The 18,314-nt window shown below is 62.6% G+C and carries 14 protein-coding genes and 1 tRNA gene; 4 read left to right on the forward strand and 11 right to left on the reverse strand.

Annotated elements, in window-relative coordinates; translation table 11 throughout:
- Positions 1 to 26: 26 nt before the first annotated feature.
- From JQ558_RS20360 to JQ558_RS20385, 6 genes are all read right to left on the reverse strand, one after another.
- Positions 27 to 1,913: an ABC transporter ATP-binding protein gene (locus JQ558_RS20360; RefSeq protein ID WP_212294694.1), complete on the reverse strand. Its 1,887-nt coding sequence runs from the start codon at positions 1,911 to 1,913 to the stop codon at positions 27 to 29.
- A gap of 23 nt (positions 1,914 to 1,936) precedes the next feature.
- On the reverse strand, positions 1,937 to 2,863 hold the full coding sequence (locus JQ558_RS20365) for a glyoxylate/hydroxypyruvate reductase A (protein WP_212294695.1): 927 nt from the start codon (positions 2,861 to 2,863) through the stop codon (positions 1,937 to 1,939).
- Between the two features lie 25 nt (positions 2,864 to 2,888).
- Positions 2,889 to 4,217, reverse strand: a complete 1,329-nt coding sequence (locus JQ558_RS20370) for an FAD-binding oxidoreductase (RefSeq protein ID WP_212294696.1) — start codon at positions 4,215 to 4,217, stop codon at positions 2,889 to 2,891.
- A 144-nt stretch (positions 4,218 to 4,361) separates the two neighbouring features.
- Entirely contained in the window at positions 4,362 to 5,237 is an 876-nt protein-coding gene (locus tag JQ558_RS20375; RefSeq protein ID WP_212032686.1) for an ABC transporter permease, read from the reverse strand.
- Positions 5,238 to 5,240: 3 nt separating this feature from the next.
- Positions 5,241 to 6,191 carry an ABC transporter permease gene (locus JQ558_RS20380; protein WP_212294697.1) on the reverse strand — a complete coding sequence of 317 codons (951 nt, stop codon included), beginning with the start codon at positions 6,189 to 6,191 and terminating at the stop codon, positions 5,241 to 5,243.
- Positions 6,192 to 6,217: 26 nt separating this feature from the next.
- The gene (locus JQ558_RS20385; RefSeq protein ID WP_212271600.1) at positions 6,218 to 7,915 is read right to left on the reverse strand and encodes a peptide ABC transporter substrate-binding protein; all 1,698 of its coding nucleotides are present in this window, start codon (positions 7,913 to 7,915) and stop codon (positions 6,218 to 6,220) included.
- 239 nt (positions 7,916 to 8,154) lie between these two features.
- Between JQ558_RS20385 and JQ558_RS20390 the strand changes: the two genes are divergently transcribed.
- The gene (locus JQ558_RS20390) at positions 8,155 to 8,790 is read left to right on the forward strand and encodes a helix-turn-helix domain-containing protein (protein ID WP_212271599.1); all 636 of its coding nucleotides are present in this window, start codon (positions 8,155 to 8,157) and stop codon (positions 8,788 to 8,790) included.
- A gap of 112 nt (positions 8,791 to 8,902) precedes the next feature.
- On the opposite strand, the gene JQ558_RS20395 is transcribed toward JQ558_RS20390, so the two are convergent.
- The 4 genes from JQ558_RS20395 to JQ558_RS20410 all read right to left on the reverse strand — a co-directional run bounded on the left by JQ558_RS20395 (position 8,903) and on the right by JQ558_RS20410 (position 13,043).
- Positions 8,903 to 10,327 carry a TRAP transporter large permease subunit gene (locus tag JQ558_RS20395; RefSeq protein WP_212207731.1) on the reverse strand — a complete coding sequence of 475 codons (1,425 nt, stop codon included), beginning with the start codon at positions 10,325 to 10,327 and terminating at the stop codon, positions 8,903 to 8,905.
- The gene (locus JQ558_RS20400; protein ID WP_212271598.1) at positions 10,324 to 10,887 is read right to left on the reverse strand and encodes a TRAP transporter small permease subunit; all 564 of its coding nucleotides are present in this window, start codon (positions 10,885 to 10,887) and stop codon (positions 10,324 to 10,326) included. The genes JQ558_RS20395 and JQ558_RS20400 overlap by 4 nt, the downstream gene beginning before the upstream one ends.
- 79 nt (positions 10,888 to 10,966) lie before the next feature.
- A complete protein-coding gene (locus JQ558_RS20405; protein WP_212207729.1) occupies positions 10,967 to 12,073 on the reverse strand; it encodes a TRAP transporter substrate-binding protein in 1,107 nt (368 codons plus the stop codon).
- A 415-nt stretch (positions 12,074 to 12,488) separates the two neighbouring features.
- Complete coding sequence (locus JQ558_RS20410) at positions 12,489 to 13,043, reverse strand: hypothetical protein (RefSeq protein WP_212207728.1); 555 nt, start codon at positions 13,041 to 13,043, stop codon at positions 12,489 to 12,491.
- Positions 13,044 to 13,247: 204 nt separating this feature from the next.
- Here JQ558_RS20410 and JQ558_RS20415 point away from each other — a divergent pair, with 204 nt between their 5' ends.
- Both JQ558_RS20415 and JQ558_RS20420 read left to right on the forward strand, forming a co-directional pair.
- Positions 13,248 to 16,109: a penicillin-binding protein 1A gene (locus JQ558_RS20415; protein ID WP_212294698.1), complete on the forward strand. Its 2,862-nt coding sequence runs from the start codon at positions 13,248 to 13,250 to the stop codon at positions 16,107 to 16,109.
- The gene (locus JQ558_RS20420) at positions 16,106 to 17,131 is read left to right on the forward strand and encodes a hypothetical protein (RefSeq protein ID WP_249127501.1); all 1,026 of its coding nucleotides are present in this window, start codon (positions 16,106 to 16,108) and stop codon (positions 17,129 to 17,131) included. The genes JQ558_RS20415 and JQ558_RS20420 overlap by 4 nt, the downstream gene beginning before the upstream one ends.
- Before the next feature lie 194 nt (positions 17,132 to 17,325).
- Here the strand turns inward: JQ558_RS20420 and JQ558_RS20425 are convergent.
- A tRNA-Glu gene (locus tag JQ558_RS20425) sits at positions 17,326 to 17,400 on the reverse strand.
- A gap of 460 nt (positions 17,401 to 17,860) precedes the next feature.
- Here JQ558_RS20425 and JQ558_RS20430 point away from each other — a divergent pair.
- Positions 17,861 to 18,313 carry a (2Fe-2S)-binding protein gene (locus tag JQ558_RS20430; RefSeq protein ID WP_212207725.1) on the forward strand — a complete coding sequence of 151 codons (453 nt, stop codon included), beginning with the start codon at positions 17,861 to 17,863 and terminating at the stop codon, positions 18,311 to 18,313.
- The last annotated feature ends 1 nt before the right edge of the window (position 18,314 follow it).

Genomic DNA, 18,314 nt, shown 5'->3' on the forward strand with positions numbered 1-18,314 from the left:
CGCTCACAAGCGATTCGGGATACCAGTTAGCCCGACCATTCTTCGTCCCAAACTTGGACGACGTGGCCCGGTGTGACCTCGCGGTACTGGCGGACCGGAGGCTGGTAGTCGAGCGCGCGCACGGGACTTTTGATTTCGTCGTTGGATACACCGCGCTTCTCGGCGCGGCGCGCAGGATCGGGGATCGGTACGGCCGCCATCAGCTTCCTGGTATAGGGATGCTGCGGATTCCCGAACACCGCAGCGCGGGGTCCGATCTCGACAATTTCGCCGAGATACATGACAGCGACACGGTGGCTCATCCGCTCGACCACCGCGATGTCATGGGAGATGAAGAGATAGGCCAGGCCCATGCTCGCCTGAAGGTCGAGCATCAGATTGACCACCTGCGCCTTGACCGAGACGTCGAGCGCCGAGACCGCCTCGTCGGCAATGATCAGCCTGGGCCCGAGCGCCAACGCGCGGGCGATGCAGATGCGCTGGCGTTGCCCGCCGGAGAACTCGTGCGGAAAGCGCGACGCCATATCCGCCGTCAGTCCGACGCGAACCAATAGATCGGCAACCTTGTCGCGCGCCTGCGACGAAGAAGCCAGTCCATGGGCATAGAGCGGCGCGGCGACCGCCGAGCCGACCGACATGCGCGGATTGAGGCTCGCGAACGGATCCTGGAAGACGATCTGCATGCGCTTGCGCAACGCACGCAGAGCCCAGGCGCCCATGCCGAGGACATCCTCGCCATCGACCCGCACGGAGCCGCTGTCCGGCTCGACGAGCTTGAGGATGGACCGACCCGTCGTCGACTTGCCGCAGCCGGACTCACCGACAAGCGCCAGTGTTTCGCCGGCGTGCACGCTGAAGGATATGTTCTCCACCGCATGGACGCGGCCCGAGACTTTGCCGAACAGGCCGGAGCGGATCGGAAACCGCGTGGTCAGGTTGGCGACGTCGAGCACCGGCCGTTCTGATGCGGCGACCGTATCGGGCGTCTCCGTCGGTTCATCCGACGTTCCCGTTACCTTGTCGACGATCGGAAATCGCATCGGCCGCGCCCGCCCTTCCATGGAGCCGAGACGCGGCACAGCGGAGAGAAGCGCGCGGGTATAAGGATGCGAAGGCGCGGCGAAGATCCGTGCGGTGCTGTCGGCTTCCACCGCCTGGCCGTCATACATCACCACGGTGCGGTCCGCGATCTCGGCCACCACTCCCATGTCATGCGTGATGAAGAGGATCGACATATCCTCTTCTTCCTGCAGAACCTTGAGGAGTTCGAGGATCTGCGCCTGGATCGTGACGTCGAGCGCGGTGGTCGGCTCGTCGGCGATGAGCAGCTTCGGCCTGCAGGCCAGCGCCATGGCGATCATCACGCGCTGGCGCATGCCGCCGGAGAAGCGATGGGGATGTTCATGGAAACGCGACTTCGCCGCCGGGATGCGGACCCTCTCGAGCAGGCGAACGGTTTCGGCCTCGGCCGCCGCGCGCGACATGCCCCGATGGTAGATCAGCGCTTCGGCGATCTGGAAGCCGATGGTCAGCACCGGATTGAGGCTGGTCATCGGTTCCTGGAAGATCATGGCAACTTCGTTGCCGCGCACATCCTGCATGGTCTGTTCGGGCAGCGTCAGGAGATCGCGACCCGCGAGCTTGATGCTGCCCACGATGCGGCCGCTCTCCTGCGGAATGAGCCGCATGATGGAGAGCGCGGTGACGCTCTTGCCCGAGCCAGATTCCCCGACGATCGCCACAGTCTCCTTCGCGGCAACGTCGAACGACACGTTCCGGACGACGGGAATCCATTGCCCGTCGCGGATGAACGAGGTGGTCAGACCCGCGATCGACAGCACCGGCGAACCCGCTGCCTGGGCCGGCTTCACGCCGGTGGCGAGATGGTCAAGTCCGCTTGGGCCAATACTCATCCTGAAGCTTTCAATGCACGGTTTCAGTAGCCGCGGTCACGATCGACACGCCCCGGCAAGATTTCACCGCGGCGGTGGCGACCGATGGTATCGAGCACGAATTCGACCGCCGTTTCCGGCGTCGTCATGCTTGCGATATGTGGTGTGAGGAGAATGCGCGGATGGTTCCAGAACGGATGGCCCGCCGGCAGCGGTTCCTGTTCGGCGACGTCAAGAACGGCCGACGACAACAGGCCGCGCTCCAGCGCCGCAATCAGGTCTGCCTCGACCAGATGCCCGCCCCGCCCGACATTGACGAGTTGAGCACCGTGCGGCAGTGCCTCGAACAGACTCATATTCAGGATGCCGCGGGTTTCATCGGTCAGCGGCAGCAGGCAGAGAAGGATGTCGGTCTGCGCCAAAAAATCCAGCAATGTCTCCCGGCCCGCATAACAAGTGACACCCTCTATGGTGCGTGGGGAGCGGTTCCACCCCGCAAGCGGAAAGCCGAATAGTTTGAGCCGTTCAAGCACCGCCTGACCGAGCAGGCCGAGGCCCATCACGCCAACACGCCGTTTCGCCGCCGGCGTGATCCGGATCTCGCGCCAGATCTGCTGGCGCTGCTGGGCGATGAGGTGCACGAGATCGCGATGCAGTGCGAGCACGGCCATGGTGGCATATTCAACCATGCCTTCCGCAATGCCGGGCTCCAGCATGCGGATGAGCGGAACATGAGGCGGGAGCTGCGAGAAATCGAATTGATCGACCCCTGCCCCGACCGAGAAGACGAGTTCGAGATTGCGGAAGGTTGTGGCGATGTTTTCCGGCGGGCTCCATACCGCGAGATAGCGTACCTCTGCGGGATCGCCGATATCAGGCCAGAGCCGGAACGGCAGCTCCGGGGCGCGCGCCGCAAAATGGCGGGCCCATTCGAGGCCGCGGGTTGCATTCGCCTTGTAGAGGAATGTCATGGCGAGCTGCCCCGATCCGGCACCGCTAGAACAGGCTGACCGGCGCCAGCGGCCGGCCGTCGATCAGGCGCATATGGCTGTAGGCCGCCGGATCGACCAGCGGCGTTTCGCCCGTGACGAGGTCGGCAGCGAGCTTGCCGGCTGCCGGGCCAATGCCGAAGCCATGGCCGCTGAAGCCGGTCGCGAGGAAAAACCCTGGCATCGCAGCGACAGGAGAAATCACCGGAATGGTGTCGGGCGTCGTGTCGATGGTGCCTCCCCAGGCCTCCGCGACTTCGATGCCTTTCAACTCGGGATTTGACTTGATCAGCGCCGCGAGCGCCGAAGTGACCAGCGACATGTCGGGCGCGGGATCGCGCACCCGCTCGGTCTCGAACGGCGAAGGCTTGTCGAGGCTCCAGCTGGTGCCGCGCATGATCTGGTCGAAAAACGACTTTCCAAACGACAGCTTCAGTCCCTTGCGGCGCTGCTTGTAGGTCGGCCAGAAGGTTTTGGCATAGCGAAACAGATCCGGCGACACTTCCACCGTGCCGCGGCCGCGCAGCGCCAGCGTGAAGCCGCCATCGAGGCGGCGGCGAATGCAATAAAAGTCGGTGCCGAGCGCGCCCATCGTGATTTCCGGCGCCGGCGTGGTACGGCACGCGGTGGCGTTGACGAGGCCGATCGGCAGCTCGATGCCGTGGCGCCGGCAGAACAGCGACGACCACGCCCCTCCCGCCAGCAGCACGGACTGCGTGCGAATGGCTCCCTTCTCGGTGACGACCGCGCTCACCTGTCCGCCCTGGGTTTCGAGCCCGCGCGCCGCGCAGCCCTGATGAATCGTTACAGCGTGCTTGCGCGCGGCGGCCGCGAGCGCCGGCACGGCCATCGAAGGCTCGGCGCGCCCGTCACTCGGCGTGTGCAAACCACCGACCCAGCTATCGGCATTGCCGGGCACGCGCTCGGCGACCTCGGCCGCCGACAAGACGGTTGAATGAACCTGCTGTTCGCGGGCGATCTCGGCCCATTTCTCCCACGCGGCCAGTTCCTGCGGGTTCTTGGTCAGGAACAAGACACCGGTACGCCGAAAGCCGGCATCGACGCCGGCGTCGTTCTGCATGTCCTCCCACAGCCGCAGCGCCTCGCGGGCCAGCGGGATCTCGGCGCGGGCACGGCCCTGCTGGCGGCACCAGCCCCAGTTGCGGCTCGACTGCTCGGCGCCGACATGCCCCTTCTCGATCAGCGCGACGGAGTGTCCTTTCTTCGCCAGGTGATAGGCCGCCGAAACACCGATGACGCCACCGCCGATGACGACGACATCGGCATGCGTCGGCAAGCGCTCGTCGCTTGTGATGCGGCTGAGTTGCGGGGACATGAGACTCTCCTGACAGTAAAGTTGATCGAAGGCAGAGCCTTTTCCGTTCCGATTGTATCGGAACGGGCTCTAGGTTTTTGTTCTGACGCGTTTTCTTCACGTGAACCGGTATCCACTTCGCTGGAAAACGCACTAGTTGGCGCTTCATGGGATGTTCATGCGCGGATCGAGGGCGTCGCGCAGTCCGTCGCCGAGGAAGTTGAAGCTGGTCACGGCGAGCGTGATGGCAATGCCCGGCGCAATCGCAAGCCAGGGCGCACTCGTCATGTAGATCTGCGCATTGTTGAGCATGTTGCCCCAGCTCGCGGCCGGCGGCTGAATGCCGAAACCCAAATAGCTGACATAGGATTCGAGCAGGATCGCCTTGGCGACATTGAGCGTCGCCGCAACCACGATCGGCGCCATGGCGTTTGGTACGAGTTCGCGGAACATGATCCGCAGGTTCGACGAGCCGAAGGCGACGGCGGCGATCGCGAACTCGCGCTCGCGCAGCGAACGGACCTGCGCTTCCACAACGCGCGCGACGCTCATCCACGCGGTGGCCGCGATCAGCAAGGTGGTGGTCATCAGACCCGGCTCGGTGAGCGCCGCGAGCGCCAGCAGCAGAAAGATCGCCGGGAAGCACAGCACGGCATCGACGAACCGCATCAGCACGGCGCCGATGACGCCGCCATAGAAGCCCGCGAAAGCGCCGACCAGGATGCCGACCGCCATGGCGATGGTCATGGCGACGATGCCGATGGAGAGCGACACGCGCCCTCCCATCATCAGCCGCGCCAGCACGTCCCGGCCGAGTTCGTCGGTGCCAAGGATGTGCGCTCCCGACAATGGCGGCGCGAACCGCTTCATGATGTCGATATAGGTGTCGTCGAACGGCAAAAGATAAGGGCCGAACGCCGAACCCAGCACGAGGATGACGATAGTCACGGCACCCGCCAAGGCCAGCCGGTGACGGCGGAAGCGTTGCCAGGCGGCCTGGCCGGGAGCAAGTTGGACGGTCTGCAGGGCTGCGGTGCTCATCGCCTATCCCACCCGGATCCGAGGATCGACGACGGCATAAAGGATGTCGGCGAGAAGCGAGCCGATCAGCACCATCATGGCCGAGAACATCAGGATGCCCATCACGACCGGATAATCGCGATAGCCGATCGAATCGAGGAACAGCCGGCCCATGCCAGGCCAAGTGAAGACGGTCTCGGTGACCAGCGCGCCGCCGAGCAATGTTGGAAACTGAAGGCCCGCAACTGTGATCATCGGCAGCAGGGCGTTGCGCAAGGCATGCACCGTCAGGATGCGCCACTCCGGCATCCCCTTGGCGCGCGCCGTGCGGATGTAATCCTGGTTGATGACCTCGAGCATGGAGGAGCGCATGAAGCGTCCCCAGATGGCGGTCTCGACGAGCGCCAGCGCGACGGCCGGTGCGATCAGATGATGCAGGAGATCGAGAAATGAGCCGTCACCGATCGTATGCCGGTTGCCGGACGGCAACCAGCCGAGCTTCACCGAAAACAGATAGATCGTGACGAGCCCGAACCAGAACGTCGGAATGGAAAGCGCGATCATGGCGCCGACAGTTGCCAGGGAATCAAACAAGGAATAGCGGCGCACGGCGCCGAGCACGCCGATCCAGCAGCCGAGCAGAACCGCGATGAGGGTCGCGGTCGCCATCAGTTCGAGCGTGGCACCGAGATGCGAGCCGATGACGGACAGCACCGCCTCGCCGTCCCGATAGGAGCGACCCCAGTCGCCCCTGACCATGCGACCGAACCAGTCGAGATACTGGATCGGCAGCGGACGATCGAGACCCAGTTGCCTGGTGACGCGATCGAGGTCCTCCTGCGTCATTTGCGCCGAGGCGGCGAATTGCGAGAGCGGGCCGCCAGGCGCCAGATGGAGGATCGCAAAGCCGAGCGCCGAGACGATCACCAGCAACATGATCGCCTGCATCAGGCGATTGGCGACGTAACGGGCCATTCAGGCAATCCCCCGGATCAAACGCGTCAGGTCCAGTACCATTCGCGGATGTTCCAGCAGTTGGACGAGGCGTTGATGTTGTGCCGGAAGCCCTGCAATCCTTCCTTGACGCCCTCGGTGATGGTGCCCTGGAACAGCGGCAGCACCGCGAGGTCGTTGCGGATCAGCTTCTGAAGGTCGCCATAGATCGCCTTGCGCCTTGCAAGATCGAACTGCTTGGCGCCCTCGGCGAGCAGCCGGTCGGCTTCCGGGCTTTGGTATTGATAGGTGTTGAAGCCGCGTCCGCCTTTGGCCGGGATGGCGCCCGAGCCGAAGCGCGGCGTCACGTCCGGATCGCTGCCCAGCATGAAGTTCACCGACACCAGGACCGAGTTGAACTTCGACTGCTGCCAGAACTCGCCCCAGATGACCGCAGCCGGCATGTTGTTCACGCGCATCGCAGCGCCGATCGCGCGCCAGTCCTGAATCAGCAGCTGCTGGGTTTGCTCGCGCACGGCGTTGCCGGACGTGGTCGAATTGGTGAATTCGAGCTTGGCGCCGCCCTTCTCGCGGATGCCGCCTGCGCCGCGGACCCATCCCGCCGCATCGAGCAGCGCGTTGGCCTTCGCCGGATCGTAGCTGTGCTGCGGCAGGCCCTGCTGGAACGACCAGGCCTGTTGCGGCACAAAACTCTCGGTCTGCGTCGGCAGGCCGTAATTGAGCGCGTCGATGATCGCCTTCTTGTTGATCGCGAGATATAGCGCCTCGCGCACCGTGCGATCGGTGAATGGACCGAAATCCAGGTTCGGCGCGACATGCTCCACCGAGGCCGTCGACGACACGAAAATCTTGCGGCCACGCAGCGTTTTCGCCTCTTGCACGAAGTTCGGCAGGATTCCCTGCAAGCCGGTGTAGTCGACCTGGCCGGTGCGGAACTGGGTGTACAGGACGGTCAGGTCCGGGATGTATTTGAAAACGACGCGCTCCAGATAAGGCCCCTTGCCGTGGTAGCCGGTATGGGCGTGCAACAGGATATGGTCGCCAGGCACGCGCTCGCCCCAACGGAACGGTCCGGTCCCGACCGGTGCATTGTGGAACGGCGAGCTGTTCGGATCCGAGACCTTCTCCAGGATGTGTTTGGGCACCATGCAGGTCAGCGACAGGATCGACATATAGGGCGAATACGGCGCCTCCATGCGCCAATGAACCTCGTCGGGCGCGACGACCTTGATGTCCTTGACCAGGTTATGGCCGACGCGGTTGCGCGCGCGGAAATCCGTGTTGTTGATCAGCTCAAGGGAGAACTTGACGTCATCGGCCGTAAACGCCGTGCCATCATGCCACTTGGCGTTACTGCGCAGCTTGATCTTCCAGATCAGACCGTCGGCCGACAGCCCGCCGTTCTCGATGGTGGGGACTTCGCGGGCCAGGTCAGGAACGAAGTTTCCATCAGGATCGATGAACCACAACGGCGAGAAGACTTGCCACCAAACGCCCTGATCGACCTCGATACCGGGCATCAGGGGATGAAAGACGGTCGGCTCCTGCGACAGGGCCGCGATCACCTGCCCGCGTGGCTTGGCGGGCGGATTGCCCGGACGTTCGGTCTGGGCAAAGGCGGAGGCGGTGGCACTCAGCCCCGCCGCAGCGCCCGCGCCAAGCAGCATGAACTGCCGGCGGTTCGGTATGCCGAAGGCCGAGTTGCCCAATGCGGGAATGTCGAATTTGCCCGTTTCGTCCGCCATGACCGTCTCCGTTTTCGCGCGCGGTACCGATCCCCCGTGCCCGATCTCGAAAACCCGGCAACGCAGAGGTTAGCTGAGCTTTAGTACGTCTAATTATTTGCATCCAAATTTCATCATAGCTAAATAAACGAGTCAATCACATTGATGGTATGGTCCGATTGTTCGATGAAACTGATCGCCGCTTGTTCCGGGTGGGTCAGAAACGGTTGGGGCTTTGAGACGATGTACGGGAGAGCGACATGGCTGGCCGCGGCGGCGTGAGCGTTCCGAAGAACGCCCAGGCGATCGAAAGCGACGACGCGGTCGATCAGCGGCGGCTTGGCGAGACGGTGCGGCTGCTGCGCCAGCGCGCAGGCTTCTCGATTCAGGACGTCGCCAAACGTACCGGCCTGTCCACCGGCATGATCAGCCAGCTCGAACGCGCGCTCGCCATGCCGTCCGTGCGCACCTTGCGTCTTCTCAGCATCGCTCTCGACGTGCCGATCTCCTATTTCTTCGGAGCAACCGACGCCGGCGAACCGCAGCGCTACATCGTGCGGAAGAATGACCGTCGGCTGCTTCGGCTCACCGCCAGCGGCGTCGTCAAGGAAGCGCTCACCCCTGCCGAGAAGGGTGAACTCGAACTTTATGAACTCACGCTCAACCCTGGCGGCTCGTCGGGCACCGACTTCTTCCAGCACACCGGTGAAAAGGCGGGCTACATATTGTCGGGCAGCCTGCGTCTGTGGCTCGACCACGAAGCCCATGTCCTGGAGGCCGGCGACAGCTTCCGCTTCCCGAGCATCGTGCCGCACATGTTCGACAATCCGACGCAGCAGGTAGCGCGCGTCATCTGGGTAACGACACTGCGCCGAACCGATCCGCCTGCCGGTTGAAGTGCGGTGCGGCCGCGTACGCCGCGTGGTCCTCAACACTCACGCGATTCTGCGCAAATTACGCAAACCCAGCGTCGTGCGCGTAGCAAGCTGCTGATGCGGCCTGTGCCGGCTATTTCTTTTTTGGCGTCAGCCAGTCGTCGTCTTCCAGGGACGGTGCCAGCTTCTGCTGTTCCAGGATTTTCCTGTGCTCCTCGGGGATGACCTGACTGCGCGATGCCTCGTGCAGCCTCTGCGGGAACCAGGTCGCAATGCCGGGGAAGGCGATCATCAGTCCAACGCAGATCACCTGCAGGATCATGAACTGGAACATGCCGGCGTAAATCGTCGCGAGACTCCAGCCCTTGACCACCTGCTTGAGATAGTACGCCGACATGGCGACCGGCGGCGACAGGAAGGCGGTCTGCAGCACCACCGCAACCAATGCTCCGAACCATATGAGGTCGATGCCCATGCCCTTCACGACGGGGTAGAAGATCGGCAGGAACACCAGGATGATGGCTGGCCACTCGAACGGCCAACCCAGCAGGAAAATGAGAAACAGCACGACAATCAGCATGAGGCCGGTCGGCAACTGGAGGCCGAGCATCGTCTCGGTGATCCAGTTCGCCGAGCCGAGGCGGGCGAACACCGCACCGAAAATGTTCGACGTGACCGCCAGTAGCAGCACCATGCTCGACGTCGCCATCGTCGAGATCAGCGCTCGCTGCAGTCCGCCGAGCGAGAACCTGCGATATGCGATCGCCAGGGTCAGCGCGCCGACGCTGCCGATGCCGGCGGCCTCCGTCGGCGTCGCAAGTCCCCCGATGATCGAGCCGAGCGTCGCCGTGATGAGCCCGAGCAGGGGCAGCGTGCCGACGATCACCTCGCGCGCAATGTACCCCGCCGAGTAGATCCGCTCATCCATTGGCACCGGCGGCCCGAGTTTGGGGTTCAGGAAGGCGCGGCCCATCAGATAGACGATGTAGAGGCCGGCCAGCAGGAAGCCCGGCCCGAAGGCTGCAGCATAGAGATCGGCGACCGACACCCCGAGCACCGGCCCCATCACGATCAGCATTACCGACGGGGGAATGAGAATGCCGAGCGTGCCACCCGCAGTGATGGTGCCCGCCGAAAGCTTGGCGTCATAACCCGCCTTCATCATGATCGGCGAGGCCATGATGCCAAGAACGGTGACGGCGGCTCCGACGATGCCCGTCGCCATCGCGAACACGGTCGAGGTCAGGATGACGACGAGGAAGAGTGCGCCGCGCACCGGCGCAAGCAGCATGCGGAACGCCGTGAAAAGGCGCTCCATGAGCCCTGCTTGCTCGGTGATGAAGCCCATGAAGATGAACAGCGGCACGGCGGCCAGCAGCTCCTCCTTCATCAGGCCGATGGTCTGGAAGTAGGCAAGGTCGAAGACCGTCGCACCCATGCCCACGTAGCCGAACGCAAAGGCGAGAAAAAGCAGCGTGAACGAGATCGGCACGCCGATGAAGATCGCTCCGAGCAGCACCAGAAGCATGATGAGGCCGATGAGCGCTTCTGCGGTCATATCTCGACCTTCTCCTTGTGCTCGAGCTCGACGCCGGTGCGCAACATGTAGATGCTCTTGATCAACTCGGACACGCCCTGGATCAGCAGCAAGATGCAGGCGAGCGGCACGACGAACTTGAACGGCCACAGCACCGGCCGCCACGGTGTCTGGTCCGACGTCTCGTTGATCTGCCAGGAGTAATGAAACTCGTTCCAGCTGATCAGCAACAGCATGATCAGGCTCGGGAAGAAGAAGACGATATAGGAGATCGTGTCGATCAGGCCCTTCCTGCGGGTGGAGAACTTCTCCCAGAAAAAGTCGGTGCGGATATGAGCGCCCTTGTGCAGCGCGTAAGCGGCGCCGAGCATGAACAGCGATCCATAGAGCATGTAGGTTGCGTCGTAGGCCCATACGGTCGGCGCGTTGAACAGGTAACGCGCTCCAACCTCGTAGGCGACGGCCAGAACCAGCGGTACCGCCAGCCACGAGAAGATCGTACCGGTCCGATCCGTGAAGCCGTCAATGATCCGGATCATGGTCAGCAGCGCCGGCGACTGCCTGTCTGTTGCCTCAGCCATCCCTCCCCCTACGGTTCGCGCCTTGCGGCGCGATGCAGGCAATGGAGGGCGGCCAAACCGGCCGCCCTCGGACGAGGTCCTATTTCTCGACCGGGAAGTAGTAGTTCGCCATGAAGGAGTATGGCGGGAAATAGGACCGCTTGTACGGCACCACAGCGCTGGCATAGGTCTTCTGCGAGTCGTGCACCTTCTTGAAGAACGGGTTCCTGGCGCCCTCGGCCGCCGCGATCTCGTCCCACTTCTTGATGAAGGCCAGCAGGATCTCGGTCGGCGTGCGCAGGATCTGTACGCCGTGCTTCTGCTGCATCTCAATCAGCGCATCTGCGTTCTGGCGCTGCCACTTGGTCCACCAGACGAGAAATGCCTCGTTGGCAGCCGACTTGATGATTTCCTGGTGCTGCGGGCTGAGCTCCTTCCACACATCGCCGTTGATCACGATTTCGCCGACCGTGACGTTCTCGTGCAGGCCGGGCGAATAGTGATACTTCCAGACGTTGTGGAAGCCGAGCTGCATGTCCTCGATGCCGCCGACCCATTCCGCGCAATCGATCACGCCGCGCTGTGCGGAGGGAATGATCTCGCCGCCCGGCATGTTGACCACACTGAAGCCGAGCGCCTGCCAGACTTCGCCGGCCATGCCGGTCTGGCGGCATTTCATTCCCTTCATGTCCTCGATCGTCTGGATCGGCTTCTTGAACCAGCCGAAAGCCTGCGGCCCTGCAGGCAGGATGGGGAACACGACGACGTTGAGCTTGAGCTCCTTCTGATAGAACTCGTTGTAAAGATCGAGGCCACCGCCGTGATAGAACCAGCCCATCACGTCCATGTAGTCCATGCCGAAGGTGCCGCCGGGACCGCCGGTGAACAGAATCGCGGTCTTGTTCTTGCCGGTCCAGTAGCCGGCCCACGCATGCGATCCGTCGAGCACCTTCTTGTGGGTCGCGTCGAGCACCTCGAACGCCGGCACAACCTGGCCGGCGGGCATCGTCTCGATCTTCAGCGCGCCCGCGGACAGCTTGTTCACCCGCTCGGCGAAGTAGGTGAAGTTATCATAGAGCGTGAGCGATGCCGGCCATGAGGCCTGCATCTTCAGCGTCTTTGTCTGCGCCATGACTGCAGTAGTGGATCCGACAAACGCCGATGCCATCAGGGCAGCGACGAGCGATCCCAGAAACAAGCGTTTCATGAGCCCTCTCCTCCCTTTGACGACGTGACCTTGGCGATCGTTTTCTTGGTTTTTCTTGCCGCGCTTGGTCTCGAAACCAAGTCTGCCACCATCTCGTCAATTTGTCATCTTGCTTTCTGGCCGCAGCAAGCGCCGGCAGTCTGCTGCAGCGTGGGCGCGCTTTTGCGCAGGGGCGCGCCCGACGGATCCACCGCTGCCTGTTGCACCGCGGTCGATCTTTCTTACCGATATCAGCACGCGGAGCGTGTGGTAAAAGCCCGGCCTGCTCCGGGTTTGGGCAGCAACTTCCAAAGCGTTTCAGAACGGCTGCCCAAACCTGCCCTCAAGGCTATGAAAACCGAGCCTCGCCGCCAAGACTGCAAACTGGCGTCCAGTAGCCGTCGCTACGACCGCAAATCACTTCGAGCGAAAAAATTCACTCATCCAATTTCTTGCTCAGTTCAGGATCGAGCTTGTTCCGGTCGACAGACTGATAGAACGTGATGGGTCTGCATTTTCCCTCGAAATCTGCCAGCACGATGGCCGTCCATGGATTCGTGGTCTCGCCCGAATTGTCGCGGAGGTCCGGCATGACCTTGCGGGCAGCGATCACATACCAAGCTCGACCAGTCGTTGCGGCCTTCGCAGCCGCAGCGAACTCGTCCAATATTCCGCGCAGATTCTTGCGCATTTCTTCTTCAGTGTCCCCGCGGAGGTATTTTCGAGACGACTTTCCCGCCTCTCCGTACTCATGATGAATGTTCAACTGCAGTCGGGCATCGTCCACTTCGATCTTGGTCACCCGTATCGCCGCGCCGCCTTCGCGAAGATAGTCTCGCACCCGGACATCGCAGGCCAAAAATCTGTCGGCGGGCGGCTGAGCGACGCTCGCTGCAGGGTTCTTTTTTCGAGGAGCGGCATCCGCAGGCGTCGTGGCGATGGCGGTGCTGAAGAGCGCCGCGGCAAGCACGACTGGAAGAGGGGTACTCATGACTGCGCTGCCAATATGGTATTTTTAGAACGCACCGGCCGCAGCGTTGGTTCCGCGGGCCCGGCCAAGTCGGAGCGGTGCTGAAGGTTCGGAAAAGCGGGCGGCGGCACCTCGGGAACTTTTTCCTCAACACAGCCTTGTTTATAGTATCGTTCTACAAGAACGGGACCTTACGGAGGCGGCTTTTTCGACCGTCGGCAGGTCATGGACTCGATTCTCATCAAGATCTTCGCCACGGCGCTGGCCTTCAGCCAGGTCACTACCCGGCCGGATGGGGTCAAGACGGAATTCGATGCGGTGCGCGACCGCTTCGAGGTGGCGCAGCTTTTGAATGCCGGCTGCGACCACATGCGCAAGGCTTTCGACATCGAGGACATCAACCTCGACGATCTGATTGCCACTGCCATGGATGACAAGGAGGCACTGAGCAGCGAGATCAAGGCGCTTAAAGGACTGAACCTGGCCGACCTCCACGTGACCTACAGGGAGTTCTGCAAAGTCGAAAAAGTGGAAGGATCGCCGGTCGATCTTGGCCAGGTCATCGCTTTCTACAACGGCGCGGTCAAGGATCTGCCCGACGCCGTGCAGCTCAAGCACCTCAGGCTTCCTGGCACCAGCGTAGTCCTCGACAACAAGCGCGAGCGCCTTGCCGAGATTTACGAGCCGAACAACCGCCGCGTCTGGGTCAAGCTTGCGGATATCCCAGAGGAGGTGCGCAACGCATTCATCGCCGCCGAGGACAAGCGTTTTTTCCAACACGCGGGCATTGACGAGCGCGGGCTGGTCCGCGCCTTCATCGGCAACTTCACGCATCCGGGCCGGCCGCAGGGCGGCTCGACCATCACGCAGCAGGTCGCCAAGAATCTGCTGGTGGGCAACGACATCACTTACGAAAGAAAACTACGCGAAATGATCGTTGCCTCGCGGATGGAGCGCGCCCTGACCAAGGCGGAAATCCTCGAGCTCTATCTCAACTCGATTTATCTCGGTCGCGGAGCCTGGGGCATCGAGATGGCGGCGCGCAGCTATTTCGGCAAACCAGCCAAGGCGCTCTCCGCCGTCGAGGGCGCGCTACTCGCCGGGCTCGCCAAGGGACCGAACTACTTCAATCCTGACCGCCACCCTGAGCGCGCGCGCGAGCGGCTTGCCTACGTGCTGGGCCGCATGCAGAACGACGCCATGATCGACGCCGCCGCGGCGCAAGCAGTATTGCCGCAGCTTGTCGAGTACCGGCCGGCGCGACGGGACTTCGGCTTTCACTTCGTCGATCACGTCGCCCGCGAGGCAAAGGTGGTCGCGGGCCTCGATACTCTCACCAGTTCCTCCTACACGGTGCGCTCGACCGTCAACTCGGCCTTGCAGCGCACAGTCGAAGCAACATTGCAGGAGGGCCTCGCGCGGTACGAGCTGAACACCAATCGGTACAAATTTGAGGGACCCGAGGCGAACATTTCCAATGCTGTTCGTCTGAGTGCGGCTGACCTGAGGGCCACGGAACCGGCCTGGCTCGTGGCGTTGAAGACGACGCGGCTACCTCTCTATGACGTTCACTGGGAATCGGCGGTCGTCCTGGAGAATACGCGTGGCAAAAGCAGCCATGCGATCAACGTCGGCCTGACCGATGGAAGCATCCTGCCGCTGAACACCTGGAGCGCCGCGATCCGGCGCAGTCTCAAGCCGTACGACGTGATCTACGTGCAGGTGCGCAAAGCCAATGGTAAGCAAGCGGCGCGTGCCGATCTGCGCATTCGACCGAACGTGCAGGGAGCGGCGCTCGTACTCGAGAACGAAACCGGCCGCATTCTCGCGATGGCGGGCGGCTTTTCCTATCCGGCAAGCCAGCTCAACCGCGTCGTCCAGAGCCTGCGGCAACCCGGCTCCACCTTCAAGCCGCTGACCTACCTCGCCGCCCTTCGGAAGGGGTTGCAGCCCAACACGCTGGTGATGGACGAACCTCTGACGCTGGCACCGATCGGGGCGACGGCCTCCGGCCAGCGCGGTTTCTGGTCGCCGAAGAACTATGACGGCGGCGCTTCGGGCGCCATTACACTGCGGCGTGCGCTGGAAAACTCCCGGAATCTCGCTACCGCGCAACTGCTCGCGACCGGTCTCGACGACAGCGCCGAGCGAGGCCTCGACCAGGTCTGCTTGCTCGCGATGGAAGCGCAGCTCTACAAGGAATGCATGCGCTACTACCCGTTCGTGCTCGGTGCCCAGACTGTGCGGCTCATCGACCTTGCGGCGTTCTATGCGGCGATCGCCAACGAAGGCGCACGACCCCAGCCCCATGCGATCGAAACGATCGAACAGGACGGCCGCCCAATCTACCGGCACGATCCGCATGCGGTATCTTGGATCGGCTTCGCCGACCGCGCATCGTTTTACCAGTTGAAATCAATGCTGCAGGGCGTGCTCGCGCGCGGAACTGCGCGCGTAGTGAAGCATCTCTCGCCCTATGTCGGCGGCAAGACCGGTACCACTGATAATTCGGCCGATGCCTGGTTCGTCGGTTTCACAAATGACGTCACCATCGCCATCTGGGTCGGCTACGACAATGGCGACGGCGGGCGTCGCACCCTTGGGCGCGGCCAGACCGGAGGGAAAGTGGCGCTGCCGATGTTCGAGCCGATCGCGCAGGCAGCCTGGGAGTTGCACGCTCCCAGGACGGCGTTGAACGGCCCTTCGCGCGAAGCCATGCGTCAGCTCGTTGCTCTGTCGATCGATTCCCATACCGGCGATCCCGCACCGGCCGGCTCCGGGCGCGCTTTCACCGAGTACCTCAAGAGGGATCCGTCGGGCAGAATCGATGATACGCAATTTCGGATCGTCTCGCGTGCAGAAAGCTACGCCCATCGTGGCGGTCATGACGGAGACGAGGGGCCATTCCAGCCGTGGTCCTACGATAACCGCCTTTACGGCGATAACCGGCTGCCCTTTCAATTCCCGAACTGGCGTCTTGGTCCGCGCGAATATCCCTCTTGGCGCGGAAATCCCGATGACGAGGACCGCCTCCCGCGACCGCCGCTCCGAGTCGATCCCGATTATTTCTGGCGGCGGCTGAATTGAGCATTGACGCCATGAGACTGCACCGTGCCGCTGCCCTCATCGCCGCCTGCGTCGCCACATGCACGGGCGCGGCCGCGCAGGAATTCCGGCTGGAGGACGTGCCCGCAGCCGCCAGCGTTCCGATTGCACAGATCAAACCTCGCACAGTCATCTTCGCTGACCAGCGCAACGACAAGCTCGCCGATTCCTCGACGGGACTCATTCCTTTCGACGATTGGGCCCGCTCACGTCCGGTGCAGCGGCGCTTCCTCTCGCTCTTCCCGAGCTTCGTTGAGCCCACGCTCAATCAGCAAACGAAGCTGACGCTCTCAGTCTACCAGGCAGAGGCGCGGTTTCGCCTTCCAAGACCGGCAGCGGCATTGGATCTGTCGCGGTATGCGAATGTCGCGTTCCTCGAGCAGATCGATCCGGCGGTCAAGCACCGGCCGATCACGGCGGGCGATGCTGTTCCCAACAAGGACACGGGCGTCGCCGCGCACAACCGTCCGCCGAATCGCCGCTGGTGCGAGGACACGAAAGCGATCTGCGTGCAGTCCCGCTACATGTTCGAAGGGAAAATTCCGGCGGGCATTCAGCTTGCCAACAAGCTGCGCGAGGAGAGCAAAAAGCCCATTCCGGATTTCATCGAGTTCCAGAGTGAGATCGGGTTGGTCACGCAGCCGCACCTTGCCGAGTTGCCGAGCCTGACAGGGCTCGACTCCACAGTCACCGGCGGGCTCGAGCAGAACATCTTTTGGGTCAACCAGGTCATCCAGTTCGGCAAGCTGCTTGCGATTCTGCAACAACATCCGACTGAGCGGGACGCCGCCATCGCGACGGTCTACATCCTGATTGTGGTCAGAAACGACGTGCTGAACAAGCAAAGGGAATACAGCAAGACCCCCGTTCTGCGAAACCTCGTGCCCGCGCAACTGCTCATGGGCAACAGCTCCTTCAACAGCGGCGATTCGCTGAGCGCCGGCCTGCCGAAATACGCCAGAAGCCGCATCAAGGCGATCGCCGACATGATGGAGCGGGAATGAGCAGATCGTGTGCGGCGCCGAATGGACGCCGGTAGATTGACAAGTGTTTGCAGTCGAAGGCCTCTAAGATGGCAAACAGCCACCGCGCCAGGGGCAAGACTCCTGCGCACCATCGCTTGCAAGATCACTCGATCGAGGGGCTGGCACGCTCGATCGGGACTCCCATCGCGAATTTCGCGAAATATGGTGCAATTTGGCGCTCCCTAGGGGAATCGAACCCCTGTTTCAGCCTTGAGAGGGCCGCGTCCTAACCGCTAGACGAAGGGAGCGTACGGCAGAGGGAATAGCCGTGAAATCGGCCCGCCGCAAGATGGCTGTGGGGCGGATGGGCTCATAACGACACCGCAAAAGCCAGCATCGAGGCCCGAAAACGGCGGAATCCCTGACCATCTGCCGGGCGAACTAGACCTTGTCTGTTGCCCGGCTTCCACTGTGGCGTGAAAACCCGGCAACTTCCCCGCAGCCCTGCTTCTGACAAACGGCACATCCCAAACACCTGTCTGTGAAGTCACCGCGGCGTTAACGTCTGATAGCATCACCGTATTCTTGATGCCGAGGCCGGCCAGGCCAAATCGCGAAAGGACATCCGCAAACCGCAAACTGCCTTGGGAAAACTGCCTTGGAATATTGCCTGGGCAGGGAAACCCGCGCGGCGATCCGAGCGAATGGAAATGTGTTCCGGCTCGCGCCGCAAACAGATCAACAGCTTAAAAAGAGCGAGGGACAGCCATGATCAAGGTAAAGATAAACGGCCAGGAACAAAATTGGGATGGCGATCCGGATCTTCCGTTACTCTGGTTTCTCCGTGACGAGGTGGGACTGACAGGGACCAAATATGGCTGCGGCCAGGCCCTGTGCGGCTCGTGCACCGTCATCATCGACAAGCAGGCCGTGCGCGCCTGCATCACCTCGGTTTCCGACGTGGTCGGCCGCGACGTCACCACCATCGAGGGCCTGCACCCCACCGGCGATCACCCGGTGCAGAAGGCCTGGCGCCAGCTCAATGTCCCGCAATGCGGCTATTGCCAGACCGGCCAGATCATGCAGGGCGCCGCGCTGTTGATGGACAATCCAAAGCCTTCCCATGACCAGATCCGCGAAGCGATGGCGGGCAACATCTGCCGCTGCGGCGCTTACCAGCGCATCGAGAACGCCGTGCGTCTGGCGTCGACGGGGGTGTGAT

It is taken from the genome of Bradyrhizobium sp. AUGA SZCCT0160 (genome assembly GCF_018130105.1).
Taxonomy (GTDB): Bacteria; Pseudomonadota; Alphaproteobacteria; order Rhizobiales; family Xanthobacteraceae; genus Bradyrhizobium.

What these genes read in the sequence shown, in the direction of transcription:
- JQ558_RS20360 (WP_212294694.1), bottom strand. Translation starts at nt 1,913, where the DNA reads ATGAGTATTGGCCCAAGCGGACTTGACCATCTCGCCACCGGCGTGAAG.
- JQ558_RS20365 (WP_212294695.1), bottom strand. Translation starts at nt 2,863, where the DNA reads ATGACATTCCTCTACAAGGCGAATGCAACCCGCGGCCTCGAATGGGCC.
- JQ558_RS20370 (WP_212294696.1), bottom strand. Translation starts at nt 4,217, where the DNA reads ATGTCCCCGCAACTCAGCCGCATCACAAGCGACGAGCGCTTGCCGACG.
- JQ558_RS20375 (WP_212032686.1), bottom strand. Translation starts at nt 5,237, where the DNA reads ATGAGCACCGCAGCCCTGCAGACCGTCCAACTTGCTCCCGGCCAGGCC.
- JQ558_RS20380 (WP_212294697.1), bottom strand. Translation starts at nt 6,191, where the DNA reads ATGGCCCGTTACGTCGCCAATCGCCTGATGCAGGCGATCATGTTGCTG.
- JQ558_RS20385 (WP_212271600.1), bottom strand. Translation starts at nt 7,915, where the DNA reads ATGGCGGACGAAACGGGCAAATTCGACATTCCCGCATTGGGCAACTCG.
- JQ558_RS20390 (WP_212271599.1), top strand. Translation starts at nt 8,155, where the DNA reads ATGGCTGGCCGCGGCGGCGTGAGCGTTCCGAAGAACGCCCAGGCGATC.
- JQ558_RS20395 (WP_212207731.1), bottom strand. Translation starts at nt 10,327, where the DNA reads ATGACCGCAGAAGCGCTCATCGGCCTCATCATGCTTCTGGTGCTGCTC.
- JQ558_RS20400 (WP_212271598.1), bottom strand. Translation starts at nt 10,887, where the DNA reads ATGGCTGAGGCAACAGACAGGCAGTCGCCGGCGCTGCTGACCATGATC.
- JQ558_RS20405 (WP_212207729.1), bottom strand. Translation starts at nt 12,073, where the DNA reads ATGAAACGCTTGTTTCTGGGATCGCTCGTCGCTGCCCTGATGGCATCG.
- JQ558_RS20410 (WP_212207728.1), bottom strand. Translation starts at nt 13,043, where the DNA reads ATGAGTACCCCTCTTCCAGTCGTGCTTGCCGCGGCGCTCTTCAGCACC.
- JQ558_RS20415 (WP_212294698.1), top strand. Translation starts at nt 13,248, where the DNA reads ATGGACTCGATTCTCATCAAGATCTTCGCCACGGCGCTGGCCTTCAGC.
- JQ558_RS20430 (WP_212207725.1), top strand. Translation starts at nt 17,861, where the DNA reads ATGATCAAGGTAAAGATAAACGGCCAGGAACAAAATTGGGATGGCGAT.